The following is a 14397-nucleotide window of genomic DNA, read 5'->3' as shown; positions in this document are numbered from 1 at the left end:
TTCTGCGTTAGAATTCCCCCGCTGATATCGATTTCCGACTGTGGAATTGGGAAGACTTCATGCTTTCCAGGCATCCAGTTGATATCAAGATTTTTGAAAACGGTTTGCGCCCGTCCCTGTCTTACCAAGTCAAAATATCTATGCTGTGACTGCTAAATCCAACGAATGAAAAGACGAGAATTGCGTCTGCCGGCACATTTAAACTGTATTTTCCATCCAAGGCGGATACCGTTCCATTGGAAGTGCCTTTGATGACAATGTTCACACCGGGTAAAGGTTGGCCGCTGGAATCCAGAATAGTGCCACTGACTTGCAAGTCACTTTGGGCGGAAGCCACATGTCCAAAAAATATGAACAATGTGAGAAGGATAAAACGACCCACTCGTTGGTAGTTCTCCAGAGGTAGTGATTCTCCCATCATGGTTTTAGTTTAGTTGGTTTAGCCCATTTTCAAAAAATGGTTATTTTCTAAAAATCAAACTTCCAAATACCTCTCCCGATTGGTTTTCCAAAAATATTACACGGACTTTGACCTAATTTGAGCGTCAATTTTATTTTTTTTCTTTGGTGAATTTGAGGGTCAAATACGTCTTTATGTGAATGTGATTGCTTTTTTCAATTTAATACTTCATTAAAAAAAAGAAAGTTATGGGTGCTACTTTGCCTATGAGCAGTCCACTACTTATTCAATTGACCGATCAACATATCAACTCAAACTGGGGAGTAATTTCCTTTTGTATTAGTTAGTTTTCAAAACTTTTGTAAGGGATTCTCACCACACTTACTTAAACTTATTTGTTGGGCTTGTGAATAGAAGCAGTTAGAAATGCTTCAGAAACATCATGGCGCTAAATCCGCCAAGAAAAAGAAGGCTTTGCGTCTTCCTGTCTTTGTGAGATTTTCTAGTTAATTGGATGGGGTTTAGGATTGATTTCTTTCCCGCAAAGATTCTGTGATTTATTTCTTTAAAAAGTCAGTTAGCTTGTCAATCGAATCAAATTTCATTTCGCCTATTGACAGCAAAAAAGGATCTTTTTCTATAAAAATCGGGTCATTTTTTTCTGCTATTCCAGCCTTGACAAGCGCCTTCCTAACCCAAAACACCAGCTCCTTCGGGCCGGAAATATCAAATTTCGAATCTCGAATCTCAAACTCTAATTTCCCTCTTTCCAAGCTAAACCGATACTTCTCTCCATGCAACAGCTGATTGATTTTCCCTGAGATGATCAGGTCTTCAGGTTTACCGGAGATTAATGGAGTGCCACAATTGAGCAGCCAAAACCGATCTGCGGTCTCAATGGCAATATCCAAATCGTGAGTTACTACGAGGACAGCCTTTCCTTTTTGCGAAGCAATGTCTCGGAGCAATTCCATGATTTCAAACCGGTTGACCAAGTCCAAATGTGCCGTTGGTTCGTCCAGGATCATCAGTTTCCCATCTTGTGCCAACGCTCGGGCTATCATTGCTTTCTGACGCTGACCATCGCTGATTTCACTCAAGTGCTCGTCTCGGAGATAATTGATTTTGGTGTCTGAAAGGGCTTTTTCTACGATTTCCCGATCTTTCTCATTCAACTTTCCTGACCAACCCGTATGTGGAGTTCTTCCCAAAGCCACAAGCTGACCCACGGTCATATTTCCGGGAAAAACAGGTTCCGTCAACACCACAGAAATCTGCTTGGCGAGTTCTTCGACCCCATGGTTTTCAATGGCTTTATTTTCGATCAAAATCTCACCTTTCCAAAGATTAATCTGACCTAGAATGGCTTTGATCAGTGTGGATTTTCCAACTCCATTGGGACCAAGCAGGCATGTGAGTTCGCCTGAAAGAAGCTGGAAATCCAGCTCATTTAGGATTTCTTTCTTGACTTTTTGGTGGACATAACCAAGTGTCAAACCCTTTCCCTCTAGTGCGATATGGTGCCGGAATTCAGTCATTTACTAATATTTTTTTAAAAATTTTACTGAAACCTGGCAGGTGGCTATAAAAATTAGGTTTGAAGCTCAAATTGAGAAGATTCCCCCTTTTACAAAGGAGGTTAGAGCTTGTCCCGAACTTGATTCGGGAGGGATTTTTTAAATTGATAACAAACATTTCCATCCTTTAAAAATCTCTGCTAAAGTTCCGTTTCAAAATCAAACCAATAACAATCGGTGCACCGACCAGCGAAGTCACAGCATTGATTGGTAGTGTGCTGGCAAATCCCGGAAGCTGCCCAGCCGCATCGCAAAGTAGAAGCAGAATCGCTCCAATCAAAGCTGAGGCAGGAAAGAGGATTCGATGATCTGAGCTCTTCCATACTATCCGCGCAAGATGTGGAACAGCAATCCCGATGAATGCTATCGGTCCGCAAAAAGCAGTGATTCCTCCTGCCAAAATCCCCGTACTCCCGATCATTAGCCAGCGCATCTTTTCGGTTCGGATTCCCATGCTCTTTGCGTAGGCTTCACCAAGCAAAAGCGCATTGTAGGATTTGATTGATCCGAAAACAGGAATGCATCCGATGACGACTAAAATCACTAAAATTCCAACTTGTGACCAACCCAAAGCTCCTAAACTTCCCATCGACCAAACGGTGAAAAGCTTTAAAGCTTCAGCACCAGAAAAGTAAGAAAGCACTGAAATTACCGCTGAAACTGCCGATCCAAACATTAAACCGACGATCAAAAGCGTCATGCTGTCTTTGACTTTCCAAGCCACCAAACTCACTGCCGATAAGACCAATCCTGCTCCCAAAACTCCTGCAAAAGCTATCGCCCATGAATTCACTCCGCTCAGGGCAAAACCAAAAGCTGATCCTGCCAGCATCAAAATCGCCACGCCCAGACCTGCACCGGAACTGATGCCTAAGACAAAAGGTCCTGCCAAAGGATTGCGGAAAAAAGTTTGCATCTGAAGTCCGCTTAAACTCAGACCAATACCTGCACAGATAGCCACAAGTGCTTTTGGAAGGCGATAATTGAGAATGATTTGCTCCCAAGAAGCTTTGCTCCAATCTCCCGAAAATAGTCCTGAGACGATCTCCCCAAACGGAATCCATACCGAACCCAAGCTCAGATTGAGCAAAAAGCTCAGAAAGAGTAGGAGGAAGGTGATGGGGAAAAGCAGGCTTTTTAGATTCATCTATTTGATGTGTAGGTGGTTTGTGGGGACACAAACCACGGCGAAGATGGGATCGGATTACTTGCCTTCATCGAGTTTCTTATAAAAGTACAACTCATATTCCGGCAATAGTTCCGGGTGGAGGATCTTGATCAGGTCCTTGAGAATCAAGTCGGGGCGAACGTAGCCTAATTCGAAATATTCCAAACCACCTGTTGCTCCTTTTTTTGCCGTGTAAGTATAGACTTGACCATTTTTCCATGGCTTGAAAGCCTGATAGCGAGGTTCGGAATTGCCCATAGCCTTGAGATTTTCAAAGTCTGATGACCCGATCCAAAAGTCAGTTTCCAGTCCATTATCCAAGACAAATTCATAATTGAGTTGCAGGCTTCCTTCGCCGCTTTGGTCAGCAAAAATGTAGCTCCCCCCGGCGTTTTCAAGGATTCTTGCTCCCCAGCTATCCGCCCCCGGTGCATACCAAATGTCCTGATACATCACTCCACTGAGGACTTTTGGTTTTGCCGCTTTCGGTAAGTTCTGTGTGAGTTTTTCAGCATCTAGATATGCTTGTTCAATTTCTTCAAAAGCGGTTACAGCTTCCTCATATTTACCGAGTAAAATCCCGGTGAACTTGATCCATTCGGCCCTTCCGAGTGGATTTTGCTCGACATATTCTCCATTGATGATCGCAGGGATTTTCGCTTGCGCAAATAGATCCAAATACCGTAAATCCTCTCCCAAAGTCGAAATCATCATCCAGTCAGGTTGCAGATTTATGACAATTTCCGGATTGGCTGAAGGGCCTTTTCCTAAGTCGGTGACTTTTCCGGAGTCGATCAATTTTCTGGTTATTTCAGAGGAAATCAAATCCGTTTGAGGAAAACCAATCAATTTCTCGGTTGATTCAAGTAAATCCAAATGCGGAATATGCGTGGTGGAAGTCATGATAACTTTTGAAATCGGCAACTGAACCACGGCATCAAACCCTACTTTTTCAGCCTGTGAATTCTCTTCTAATACCAGGTATCGAAATGATTTTTCCGCTCCTTTGTAGCCTTGGGTCACCTGGATTTCCCAGAAATCTTCTCCCTTATAAATTTCAAATCCCTTAGCATAGCTCAGTGCAATTGGAGTTTTTTCAGTGATGGATTCAGATTTTTTCCCGCAGGAAACTAACATGCCAAAGCTCAAAAAGTAAAGTAGGTAATTGATTGGTAGCGAGCGATAAGTATGTTTTTTTGTGTTCACAGGGATTAGAAATATAGGACGAAATATTCTGCCAAGGTAAAAGAGATATTCCCTGCTTTCCAAAATTAGTTACGGCCAACCGCTTTTTTACCAAATCAAAATCGCTTTACTTTGTCGCCGATGAAGGTTCCCAAACCTCCCGTCCCGTCCCGATAGCTATCGGGATCGGGACAGGTTCGGCTCTTGGGATTAAAAGGGAATCCGGTGTAAAACCGGAGCTGTCCCCGCAACTGTTAATCTGTCTTTCTTATCAATCGGAAAGAAAAAGTTTTTGCTCCACTATGCCATTGTCCCGATCCGCCACTGCGGACAAGTATCGGGATGAGAAGGCCGGCAAAAATCAGATGAGCCAGGAGACCTGCCTTGATCTGTTGATTCTGTGCTTTCGGAGGAAAAGCGAAGAAGACATGTCGATTTCCCTATAGATTTATTTCTCGGCGGGAAAGTTTTCATTTCTTCCCATTTCTCTTCAAGCCCGAATCGAATTGAGTTTAAACTTATTCGATCAGGCATGACATTGTTGTTTTGGGTAGTTTCTGTATTCGGTTTTGTGCCGGTTCAGGACACCGTCACGTTAGAGCAAGTGGAGGTGTATGCGCCTTCCTTGGATCGCTTTGCCCAAGGGCAGAAGGTGGTAAACCTTGATTCCAAGGTTTTGGAGGCGTATTCTACACGTTCTTTGGGCGATTTGCTGCAGGAAAAAAGTCCTGTGTTCATTCGTCAATACGGTGCAGGGATGTTGGCTTCACCATCATTTCGAGGTACCTCGGCTGGTCACACAGCCATTTTTTGGAATGGACTTCCGATCAACAGTCCATCACTTGGTCAAAGTGACCTGTCAATTTTGCCCGTGGAGGCGATCGATCAAGCGCAATTACACTTTGGGAGTTCGGGGGCACTTTTTGGAAATGAAGCCATCGGTGGGAGCCTACATTTGAATTCAAAAACAGGGTTTGGAAAGGGATTCGAAGGAAAAGTCTCTCAGACCTTTGGGAGTTTTGGATTGTTCAACACGTCCTTGTCTGGAGGATTTTCTTCTAAAAGTTTCAGTAGCAAGACGAGGGTTTACCGACAGTTTGCACAGAATAATTTTAGGTATCAAAATATTGCGTTACCCGGCACACCGGAGGTCAGGCAAGATCATGCGCAGTCGGAACAATTGGGATTTGTGCAGGATTTAGCATGGAATCTCAGTGCTAAAAGTCAGTTGAAGGCAGCGTTTTGGTGGAATAATTCCGAGCGGGAAATTCAGCCTGTGATGGGTTCCAATACTACCGATCAGCAATCGGATGAAAACTTCAGAGCAGTAGTGGACTATTTCCGATTTGGTAAAAGTGCTGTTTGGAATCTGAAAACAGGATGGATTCAGGACAAATTAATTTTCAATGAAAGTCTAAATCGGACTCATCAGTTTTTCGCTGCTTCTGACTGGGAATTTTCCAATAGTAAAAATTGGCAGTTGAAGGCTGGCGCTAGAGCGACTTTTGTTCAGGGAGAATTAAGCACCTATTTCGCCACAGATCAACGCTTTGAATTGTATCAATCCGCAAGATGGAATGCCTCGGAGAATCTTGCTCTTTCGATAAACCTTCGACAATTCGCTTATTTGGATAATTTCATTCCTTTCCTTCCCAGCATTGGTGGGGATTGGACTTTTTGGAAATCCGATAATCAAAATCTTTTGCTGAAAGCTTCCCTAGGAAAGGGGTTCAAAGCGCCTACACTCAACGATCGATTTTGGAATCCCGGAGGAAATCAGGATTTGCTTCCAGAGGAAAGTGTTTCTGGAGAAATTGGTCTGAACTGGCTGAAAAAGGGTGCTTTCTCTTGGGATCAAAGTCTGACCTATTACCGGATGCAGGTTTATAATTGGATCATTTGGCTACCGAGGGGCTCGTTATGGAGTCCGGAAAATATCCGTGAAGTCCAAAATCAAGGAATTGAATACCAGGGAAAAGGGGACTGGAAAACAGGAAATATAAACTGGGAATTAGGTCTAAGTTATACTTTTTCCGAAGCTTTGGATCTCACTTCTGAACCTTCAAATCCTCGCCAACTTCCTTATACTCCAAAGCATCAGGCTAATGGAAATCTGTCAGCAGAATATGCTGGATTTGCAGTAAATCTTGGTTCTTATTTAGTGGGTCAGCGAGCCATCGGAACCGGCAATGCCCGGATTTTGGAATCCTATCAAATCTGGAATGCAGGGCTACGTTTTTCCGACCTAAAATGGGGTAAAACCCGATTTCCGCTCAGTTTTCAAGTCCTCAATCTGCTAGACAAAGACTATCAAGTACTTTACCTCCGTGCTATGCCCGGTCGATCCTATCAAATTAATCTAACCATACACTTATGAATTACAAAAACCATTTAGGAGCCTTGGCTCTGACTTTTCTATTATTTGCCTGCAACGACTCAGGCAAAGAACAACCCCTTGGTGCCTATGACACCGGAATTCTAATCATGAATGAAGGAGCATTCGGTTCAAATGATGGAGAAGTATTTCATTTAAATCCGACTACTGGTTCCATAAAGAAGAACGTATTTGAGACGGAGAACAACCGTCCTTTTGCCGGACTTTTGGAGGATATTGTGTTGGAGGAAGACCGACTTTATTTGGTGGCAAATACGGGAAAGGTAGAGATAGTGAATCCGGGAGACTTTAAGTCGATAGGTTCTGTCATCGGTGATTTGGATCAACCGAGATCATTGGCTACGGCTCGTGGCAAGCTGTTTATCTCTGATTATGGCCCATATGATGCAAGCTTCAGGACTCCGAATTCTTATGTTGCAGTGGTCGCAGGTTTGGATGGAGGTACAGTTAAAAAGAAAATCAAAGTTTCGAATAAGCCGGAGGATTTATTTACCTCGGGAAAATTTGTGTTTGTGGCTGGGTCTGAACAGGGGAAAATCGAGATTATCGATGCAGATACTGAGGAGGTATCCAAAACGATCGAGGTTTTAGGTAAGCCAGTTCAGTTTTTTGAGCAGCGGGGAGATCTTTGGGTTTACTCGTATGATTCTGAAAAAATTTACTTTCAGTCTTTCCAATTATCTAATCTGACCAAAAAGGAATTTCGGGAGTTCCCGATTTCCAAAGCCACTCGCCGAATCGCTTTGGGGGAGAATGACAGAATTTATATTTTGACCAGTTCGGGTTGGCCGGATTACAATGATGGCGTAGCGGTGGTTTCACTGTTTGACACGACTTTGACTCCTAGCTGGAAAACCGGATCAGGCTTTTATGGAATTGGCTATGATAAGGAGCGGCAGGAAATCTATGTTGCGAATGCCAAAGGATTCCAGGGAAATGGTGAGGTAACGGTATTTAGTAAATCCGGTGCAGAAGTGAAAAAGATGGAGGTCGGCAGAGGGCCTTCGGGGTTTGTTTTTAGGTGAAAAGAATTGAAAGATTGAAAAATTTCAAAATTGAAAAATTAATAGGCCCGGTCGATGGATCGGGTTTTTTTGGAATTTCACCACAGAGATCACTGAGATGGAGGTTTTAGGAGATTTATGCTCTAAGATCCTCAGGGGTGATCCTTTTGATTGAATTTTTTAAGGACACAGAGAAAAGCTAAAGCTTTTTGATTTTCAGCCACGAAGTACGCGAAGTGACGCAAAGATTTTCACCATTGAGAGTTCGCAGAGAAAAAGAAGTTGGTCGATCAGTCTTGGAATTGGACTTTTAACCTAAGAAGGTACAATTGATTTTTCTCAAGTTCACAAAGGAAAAGTTTCGATTTTATGTGTCTATAAATTGATTTTGAATTGTCACAACTGCCTGCCGGCTGGTGGGATTTCGCATAGTTTCCCCCCCGATAGCTATCGGGGTTATCGGGGCATCCCTATGTGTGTCGGTTTGGGCCATGCCTGTCTACAGGCAGGCTCGATTTCATTTGGAATCTTGGCAGTGCCAAAGGCACGTACTGTAAAAGCCCGGTATGCAATGCCGGGATTTAGTGAAGATGATTCTGTTTTGAGTGCTGAAGGCACGATCTATTTTTCTAGTTAAATAATTTTTTTCAGCAAGAAAGATATATCTATTGAAGGTTGGAGAAAAATGAGAATTGGGATTGAAAATAGAGTCCAACAACTTGAGCGTCATAGATTTTTCCATTCAGATCCCATAAAAAGAGCCACTTTAGAGGAATCAATTCCATGTAGGTTGCCACTTTTGTGGATTGCGATAGATTTTCTCTATATAAGCTGGATTTGATGCAATTCTGATCTGATAATAGATATCAAAATCACTCCTCCAGCTTTTTTGCCATTGTTCGTTCAAATCGCTCCAAGAGTCTGATGTATCTTTTTCGGATGTTTTCCAGAAAGTTGGCTTGGGTATCGATACTGTAAACCGGATTGTATTGGATACGGTCGATGATCATATCCAGCCAGGATTTGCCGTCATCGATTAGCTCTGCGTGAAAAGCCTCGACAGTCGCATCTCGTGAACCTGAAAAGGGACCTTTCTTTTGTTTTTCGAAGAATTTCGCAATGACTTTCAGTGCTAATTCATGCGCCACTTCGAAATTTATGATCAGATCTCTGGAATGTATTTCACTATATCCGGTTTTTTCACCTCGGCTTGCATAAATCACCAATTCCTCCAATGCGGTACTGAATTCTTCGAGGCACTGTTCACAAGTTTGGGGTAGGGTTTTCATGTGATTATAATTTAATTTTTATGGCCACATGGAATCTCGCAACTAAAAAGTAAGCTTTTATTTCGTCTTGAGGAAGGCTCGATTTCATTTTGGGTTAATATTTAAGGATACGCTTCTCAAACAGTTATCACAAACTCCTTAGGCTATAGGACGGAAGACGGGAGACCACGCCACGGCGCGCAGGCGAAGACCGAAGAACTACGCAAACCTCAAGATTTTTAGGGTTCGGTTTTAAACTTATTAATCTAGGCCCATAATTTTTAGGAATATCAATTAAATACTTTCGCTCCCGATCTGTCATAGATCTTCAGTTTATTGCTATTAATTGATTTCAATAGAATCGGGTTTTTTAAGCTTTCAGGCGTTAGAAGATCCACTTTTCGATCAGTCAAACTTTCCAATTTATCCCAAAGACTGATTAAAAGCTCACCTTTAACCAAAGGATCTGACTCCTCAATTTCTACTAGAAAGTCAAAATCGCTACTGTTTGAGTCAAAATGCTCAGTAAGAATAGATCCAAAGACATAGGCATTTTTCACCTTATGGTTTTCCAAGAGGGGAATTAAGTTTTCCAAATTCAGGAGCTTTTTCAAATCTGAATGCATAAATCAATATACTAAGATTTTGATCAATTCGAGCTTACCAAATGAAACGTGACCAAATGATTATCCGCTGTGGCCAAGAGAAATCCATTTCCTTTATGTATGTAAATATTACTTTGCTAATAGATCAAAATGGCCTCGACTCTGCTCGGCCACCGAATGTGAAGTTGTTAAAGGGAGGGGAGGGGAAATGGGCGCCGCCATTTCCCTCCCCTCCCTTTAAAACAAAACTAACGGACACCGAGCGAAGTCGAGGTGAAACTTAAGAAAATTTAGTTGGTGGTAGAAAACGTATAACCAAATTCACCTTAATGAAAGCCAATCAATTTTCAAATCATTTCACATTATAGCTCTGCATAAATGGCTGACCACTTGGGGCTACTCCCTCGAGCCGAAGTTTGCCGCTGAATTCTTCCAAATATTTCCCGGCGGCTTTCGGGTCCTTGGCGGGAATTTGATTGATGTGGGTGATCACAAATCCATCCCTTAAACCTAAATCCCGAAGATATCCTCTGGTCATTGAAGTGATCTTGATGCCATAAGGGACTTTGAGACGGTCTCTTTCAATGGTATTAACCGCTTCAAGTTTGGCTCCCAAAACTCCGGAGGTGAAAAACTCACGCTTGATGACCCCTTCTTCTCCCTCGAGATTTTGAAGGGTGAGTTGAGCAGTCTTTATGCTGCCATTTCGCATGTATTCAATTGCTACTTTATCTCCCGGGTAGAAATAAGAAAGTGCTTCCTCGAAGCTACCCTTTCCGGTGATCTTCCAGTCAGCGATTTTAATGATTACATCATCTTTTTGAATTCCGGCTTTTTCAGCTGCTCCCGTGCGTAAAGTGTGTGTAACAATTACTCCATCGAGCGTCTTCAGTTTCATTTCCTCTGCCAATTCAGGTGTCAATTCTACCACGTCAATTCCAGGAATGGCTTTCTGGACTTCACCGTATTTGATCAAGTCATTAGCGATCTTCAAAGCAATATCCACTGGCACGGCAAAACCATATCCGGTATAGGATCCTGTTCGGGAAAGGATGGCAGTATTGATTCCTACCAATTCACCTTTAATATTCACCAATGCTCCACCTGAGTTGCCGGGGTTAATGGGCGCATCAGTTTGGATAAAGCTTTCCAAAGGGAAATCTCCACCTAGGATATTTATCTGACGCTCCTTGGCAGATACAATTCCCGCAGTAACAGTAGAAGTCAAATTGAATGGATTTCCCACGGCCAATACCCATTCACCGATTTGGAGGCTTCGGCTATTTCCTTTTTTGATTTCGGGAAGATTATCGGCTTCGATCTTTAGAACTGCGATATCTGTGTTTTTGTCAGTTCCAACGAGTTTGGCAGCATAGGTTCGTTTCTTATGAACTACCTCAATGGTCTCTGCCCGGTCAATCACATGGTTATTGGTGATGATGTATCCATCTTTAGATAGGATCACACCCGATCCTGTGCCTACTTGCTGAGAAGGCCCGGTTCCAAAGAAATAGTCGAACATGCTGTTTCTTCTTGGATCTGTACCGGTAAAATTTTTGATGAAAACGACCGATTCAGTGCTGTTTTGCGAAGCTTCTACAAAGGAAACCGGGATTTCAGAAGCAATGGCTGAGTTTTCTGGCCGATAGGAAGATGCAAATTGCATTTCGGTTCGTTTGGGTTCAAAAAATGTCGATTCAGAATTTTCAACTGGTTTAAATTCAAGATAGGACCAACAAGCCGCTCCGGCAATCCCTGCCATAAAAGGCAATCCGATAGATTTGATGAGTGAGTTCATAATTTCTGTTTAAGGATTTCGCTTTAGGATACTAAACCAATAATCTCTTGAAGATCTGCTCGAAGACAGGAGACCACGCCGCGGCGCGCAGGCGCAGATGGCATGAATCAAAATTTTGACGGCTATTTTCTTTACTTGGTTTTAATTTCTTACAAAGAAGCTGTTTATAATTTTTCTGTTACTCAAAATGTGAGCTGATAGTTTCCAGAACTTAGTTACTTCACAATTTTTAATACGGATAATTGCTGTTAAATGACCAAAAATCATCCCATTCCCCAAAAAGTGACGAGATGTACAAGGAAAAGTCTGCCCAATTGGTAATTTTGTCAGCCTGAAAAGAACTTTAGCCAAAAACTGAAGTTTTGAGATAGATTGTAACCCTCTTCGAATGACAGAAACTAAGCGCGTAGCCATCCTGGGTAGTACCGGAAGCATCGGAACTCAGACCCTAGAGGTGATCCGTCAGCATCCCAAAACTTTTTCAGTTGAGGTTCTAACTGCTCAGAATAATTGCGACTTACTTATCGCCCAGGCGCTTGAATTCAATCCGAATGCAGTGGTGATCGGAAATGAAGCCAATTATCAGAAAGTAAAAGAGGCTTTAGATCGGCATGATATCAAAGTTTTTGCAGGTCAAAAAGCAATCGCTCAAATCGTGGAAATGGAAACCATCGATGTGGTCTTAACCGCCTTGGTGGGTTATTCTGGATTGATTCCAACAGTGAATGCGATCAAGGCTGGGAAGCAGATTGCGCTAGCGAATAAAGAGACTTTGGTAGTTGCAGGAGAGATTATCACTGCATTAGCGAAAGAAAACCGGGTTAATATTTTTCCGGTAGACTCCGAGCATTCGGCGATTTTCCAATGTCTCGTAGGTGAATACCACAACCCAGTCGAAAAAATCATTTTGACTGCTTCGGGTGGTCCTTTCCGTGGAAAAGATCGGGCTTTTCTGGAAACTGTCACGAGAGAGCAAGCCCTCAAGCATCCCAATTGGGATATGGGGGCTAAAATCACCATCGATTCAGCTTCTTTGATGAACAAAGGCTTGGAAGTAATTGAGGCAAAGTGGCTTTTTGGATTGAAAATCGAACAAATCGAGGTCGTTGTCCATCCACAAAGTATCATCCATTCTTTAGTGCAATTTGAGGACGGTTCGATCAAAGCACAACTTGGCTTGCCGGATATGCGTATCCCGATTCAATTTGCTCTCAGCTTTCCGGATCGATTGAAAAGCGACTTTGAGCGATTTAATTTTATGAATTATCCTCAATTAACATTTGAGCAGCCGGATTTGAAAACTTTCAGGAACCTTCAACTGGCATTTGATGCTTTAGCAAAAGGGGGAAATGCTCCCTGCGTCCTCAATGCTGCCAATGAAATTGCGGTAGCAGCTTTCTTAAATAGGGAAGTGGGATTTCTGGAGATGTCGGATCTGATCGAAGAGACACTTCAAAAAGCAACCTTTATCGCCCGTCCTAGTTTGGATGATTATATCGGCACAGATGAAGAGGCAAGAACAATTACAACACAACTAATTAAGCGTAACAAATAATGGAAACATTGATTATGGTGGGCCAACTGCTCTTGGGATTATCGATCCTGGTAGGGCTGCATGAATTGGGTCACTTGCTTACTGCCAAGATGTTTGGCATGAGAGTAGAGAAATTTTCAATTGGTTTTCCTCCCAAAATCGCTGGATTCCAGTGGGGAGAGACCGAATATTCAATAGGAGCAATTCCATTGGGAGGCTTTGTGAAGATCTCCGGCATGGTGGACGAGTCCATGGATACCGAGCAGATGTCTTCCGAACCGCAGCCTTGGGAGTTCCGCTCCAAACCAGCCTGGCAGCGATTGATTGTAATGCTTGGAGGTATTATCGTTAACGTGATCACAGGGATTGTCATCTTCGTAGTATTGGTTTACAATAACGGAGAAACGTACTACTCCCGAGATCAAGTGATCCAACAAGGAATCGTAGCCTATGAATACGGCGAGATGATTGGATTCAAAACAGGAGACAAAGTCCTAGACATCAATGGGGAAGCATATCAGGGGATTAATGACCTGACTAGTGGTTCGGCTTTACTCAGCGAAAACGGGTATTACACCGTAGATCGCAATGGTGAAAAAATCAAAATCGAAATTCCACGTGGGTTCATTAATACTTTCAACAGCGAGGAGTCATTCAGCAAATTCGTTTCTATTCGCTTTCCGTTTGAAGTAGGGTTGGTTGATAAAGGAAGTGGAGCTGAATCTGCTGGAATTGAGCCTGGAGACAAGATTTTAGCTGTGAATAATCAGCCGATTGAATACTTTGATGAAATGCAATCTGCCCTACAGCCCTTAGTAGGAAAGACTGCTCAAGTGGTCCGGCAGAATAAAGCAGGAATTGACACTTTGGCAATTGCTGTGACTGATGAAGCACGAATTGGAATCGCTGTACAGTCACTTATTGAGCCAACTCGCAGACAATTCGGTTTTGGTGAAGCCATTTCCAAAGGAACCCAAAGGGCATTTGGAGTGGTGATCGTCAATGCAAAAGCTTTAGGCAAAATGTTTACCGGAGAGGTTTCTGCTAAAAATGTCAGTGGACCGATCGGAATGGCAAAAATCTATGGGGCTTCTTGGGATTGGGTGAAATTCTGGAGTATCACAGGTTTGATTTCCATGATTTTGGCCTTTATGAACTTATTGCCGATTCCTGCATTGGACGGAGGACACGTAGTATTCCTGCTTTATGAAATGGTCTCCGGAAGAACTCCTTCGGATCGATTCCTTGAAAATGCTCAGAAAGTCGGGATGGTGATTCTTTTGGCTTTGATGGTCTTTGCGATAGGTAACGATATTTTAAAATTGTTTTCCTGATCACCTTACTCTAGCTACTAAATCGATTGATTGAATTTAATCTAAGCTGCCAATATGACCCAATGCCCTTTTGGCATTGACCTTGACTTTATAGGATGAACCTTCGTAAATAGGGGGTTCATCTTTTAT

General features: G+C 42.7%; 12 protein-coding genes and 1 riboswitch. Of the genes, 5 read left to right on the top strand and 7 right to left on the bottom strand.

Annotated elements, in window-relative coordinates; translation table 11 throughout:
• Nucleotides 1–121: 121 nt before the first annotated feature.
• The 4 genes from ACK4HU_RS08995 to ACK4HU_RS08980 all read right to left on the bottom strand — a co-directional run bounded on the left by ACK4HU_RS08995 (nucleotide 122) and on the right by ACK4HU_RS08980 (nucleotide 4351).
• On the bottom strand, nucleotides 122–421 hold the full coding sequence (locus ACK4HU_RS08995; RefSeq protein ID WP_409805763.1) for a carboxypeptidase-like regulatory domain-containing protein: 300 nt from the start codon (nucleotides 419–421) through the stop codon (nucleotides 122–124).
• 536 nt (nucleotides 422–957) lie between these two features.
• A complete protein-coding gene (locus tag ACK4HU_RS08990; RefSeq protein ID WP_409805761.1) occupies nucleotides 958–1938 on the bottom strand; it encodes an ABC transporter ATP-binding protein in 981 nt (326 codons plus the stop codon).
• Nucleotides 1939–2104: 166 nt separating this feature from the next.
• Nucleotides 2105–3124, bottom strand: coding sequence for an iron chelate uptake ABC transporter family permease subunit (locus tag ACK4HU_RS08985; protein WP_409805758.1), 1020 nt, complete (start codon nucleotides 3122–3124; stop codon nucleotides 2105–2107).
• Between the two features lie 57 nt (nucleotides 3125–3181).
• Nucleotides 3182–4351 carry an ABC transporter substrate-binding protein gene (locus ACK4HU_RS08980; RefSeq protein ID WP_409805756.1) on the bottom strand — a complete coding sequence of 390 codons (1170 nt, stop codon included), beginning with the start codon at nucleotides 4349–4351 and terminating at the stop codon, nucleotides 3182–3184.
• A gap of 155 nt (nucleotides 4352–4506) precedes the next feature.
• Nucleotides 4507–4732: riboswitch (cobalamin riboswitch) on the top strand.
• Nucleotides 4733–4862: 130 nt separating this feature from the next.
• Here ACK4HU_RS08980 and ACK4HU_RS08975 point away from each other — a divergent pair.
• The 3 genes from ACK4HU_RS08975 to ACK4HU_RS08965 all read left to right on the top strand — a co-directional run bounded on the left by ACK4HU_RS08975 (nucleotide 4863) and on the right by ACK4HU_RS08965 (nucleotide 8366).
• Nucleotides 4863–6707: a TonB-dependent receptor plug domain-containing protein gene (locus ACK4HU_RS08975; RefSeq protein WP_409805753.1), complete on the top strand. Its 1845-nt coding sequence runs from the start codon at nucleotides 4863–4865 to the stop codon at nucleotides 6705–6707.
• Nucleotides 6704–7750 carry a YncE family protein gene (locus ACK4HU_RS08970; protein WP_409805750.1) on the top strand — a complete coding sequence of 349 codons (1047 nt, stop codon included), beginning with the start codon at nucleotides 6704–6706 and terminating at the stop codon, nucleotides 7748–7750. Before ACK4HU_RS08975 ends, ACK4HU_RS08970 begins: the two co-directional genes overlap by 4 nt.
• A gap of 367 nt (nucleotides 7751–8117) precedes the next feature.
• The gene (locus ACK4HU_RS08965) at nucleotides 8118–8366 is read left to right on the top strand and encodes a hypothetical protein (protein ID WP_409805747.1); all 249 of its coding nucleotides are present in this window, start codon (nucleotides 8118–8120) and stop codon (nucleotides 8364–8366) included.
• 235 nt (nucleotides 8367–8601) lie between these two features.
• Here the strand turns inward: ACK4HU_RS08965 and ACK4HU_RS08960 are convergent, their stop codons facing one another.
• From ACK4HU_RS08960 to ACK4HU_RS08950, 3 genes are all read right to left on the bottom strand, one after another.
• Nucleotides 8602–9018 carry a nucleotidyltransferase substrate binding protein gene (locus tag ACK4HU_RS08960; protein WP_409805744.1) on the bottom strand — a complete coding sequence of 139 codons (417 nt, stop codon included), beginning with the start codon at nucleotides 9016–9018 and terminating at the stop codon, nucleotides 8602–8604.
• Between the two features lie 269 nt (nucleotides 9019–9287).
• The gene (locus ACK4HU_RS08955; protein ID WP_409805742.1) at nucleotides 9288–9623 is read right to left on the bottom strand and encodes a nucleotidyltransferase family protein; all 336 of its coding nucleotides are present in this window, start codon (nucleotides 9621–9623) and stop codon (nucleotides 9288–9290) included.
• Between the two features lie 331 nt (nucleotides 9624–9954).
• Nucleotides 9955–11400, bottom strand: coding sequence for a S1C family serine protease (locus ACK4HU_RS08950; RefSeq protein ID WP_409805740.1), 1446 nt, complete (start codon nucleotides 11398–11400; stop codon nucleotides 9955–9957).
• 388 nt (nucleotides 11401–11788) lie between these two features.
• On the opposite strand from ACK4HU_RS08950, the gene ACK4HU_RS08945 reads away from it, so the two are divergent.
• Both ACK4HU_RS08945 and rseP read left to right on the top strand, forming a co-directional pair.
• Nucleotides 11789–12955 (top strand): 1-deoxy-D-xylulose-5-phosphate reductoisomerase, encoded by a 1167-nt coding sequence (locus tag ACK4HU_RS08945; RefSeq protein WP_409805737.1) that lies wholly within the window; start codon nucleotides 11789–11791, stop codon nucleotides 12953–12955.
• A complete protein-coding gene (gene rseP / locus ACK4HU_RS08940; RefSeq protein WP_409805734.1) occupies nucleotides 12955–14268 on the top strand; it encodes an RIP metalloprotease RseP in 1314 nt (437 codons plus the stop codon). The genes ACK4HU_RS08945 and rseP overlap by 1 nt, the downstream gene beginning before the upstream one ends.
• Nucleotides 14269–14397 lie beyond the last annotated feature (129 nt).

Origin of the sequence: Algoriphagus sp. (assembly GCF_046296635.1) — a bacterium.
Classification (GTDB): Bacteria; Bacteroidota; Bacteroidia; order Cytophagales; family Cyclobacteriaceae; genus Algoriphagus.
This window is presented reverse-complemented; position numbering and strand designations above follow the sequence as displayed.

What these genes read in the sequence shown, in the direction of transcription:
- ACK4HU_RS08975 (WP_409805753.1), top strand. Translation starts at nt 4,863, where the DNA reads ATGACATTGTTGTTTTGGGTAGTTTCTGTATTCGGTTTTGTGCCGGTT.
- ACK4HU_RS08995 (WP_409805763.1), bottom strand. Translation starts at nt 421, where the DNA reads ATGATGGGAGAATCACTACCTCTGGAGAACTACCAACGAGTGGGTCGT.
- ACK4HU_RS08970 (WP_409805750.1), top strand. Translation starts at nt 6,704, where the DNA reads ATGAATTACAAAAACCATTTAGGAGCCTTGGCTCTGACTTTTCTATTA.
- ACK4HU_RS08960 (WP_409805744.1), bottom strand. Translation starts at nt 9,018, where the DNA reads ATGAAAACCCTACCCCAAACTTGTGAACAGTGCCTCGAAGAATTCAGT.
- ACK4HU_RS08955 (WP_409805742.1), bottom strand. Translation starts at nt 9,623, where the DNA reads ATGCATTCAGATTTGAAAAAGCTCCTGAATTTGGAAAACTTAATTCCC.
- ACK4HU_RS08950 (WP_409805740.1), bottom strand. Translation starts at nt 11,400, where the DNA reads ATGAACTCACTCATCAAATCTATCGGATTGCCTTTTATGGCAGGGATT.
- rseP (WP_409805734.1), top strand. Translation starts at nt 12,955, where the DNA reads ATGGAAACATTGATTATGGTGGGCCAACTGCTCTTGGGATTATCGATC.
- ACK4HU_RS08985 (WP_409805758.1), bottom strand. Translation starts at nt 3,124, where the DNA reads ATGAATCTAAAAAGCCTGCTTTTCCCCATCACCTTCCTCCTACTCTTT.
- ACK4HU_RS08945 (WP_409805737.1), top strand. Translation starts at nt 11,789, where the DNA reads ATGACAGAAACTAAGCGCGTAGCCATCCTGGGTAGTACCGGAAGCATC.
- ACK4HU_RS08990 (WP_409805761.1), bottom strand. Translation starts at nt 1,938, where the DNA reads ATGACTGAATTCCGGCACCATATCGCACTAGAGGGAAAGGGTTTGACA.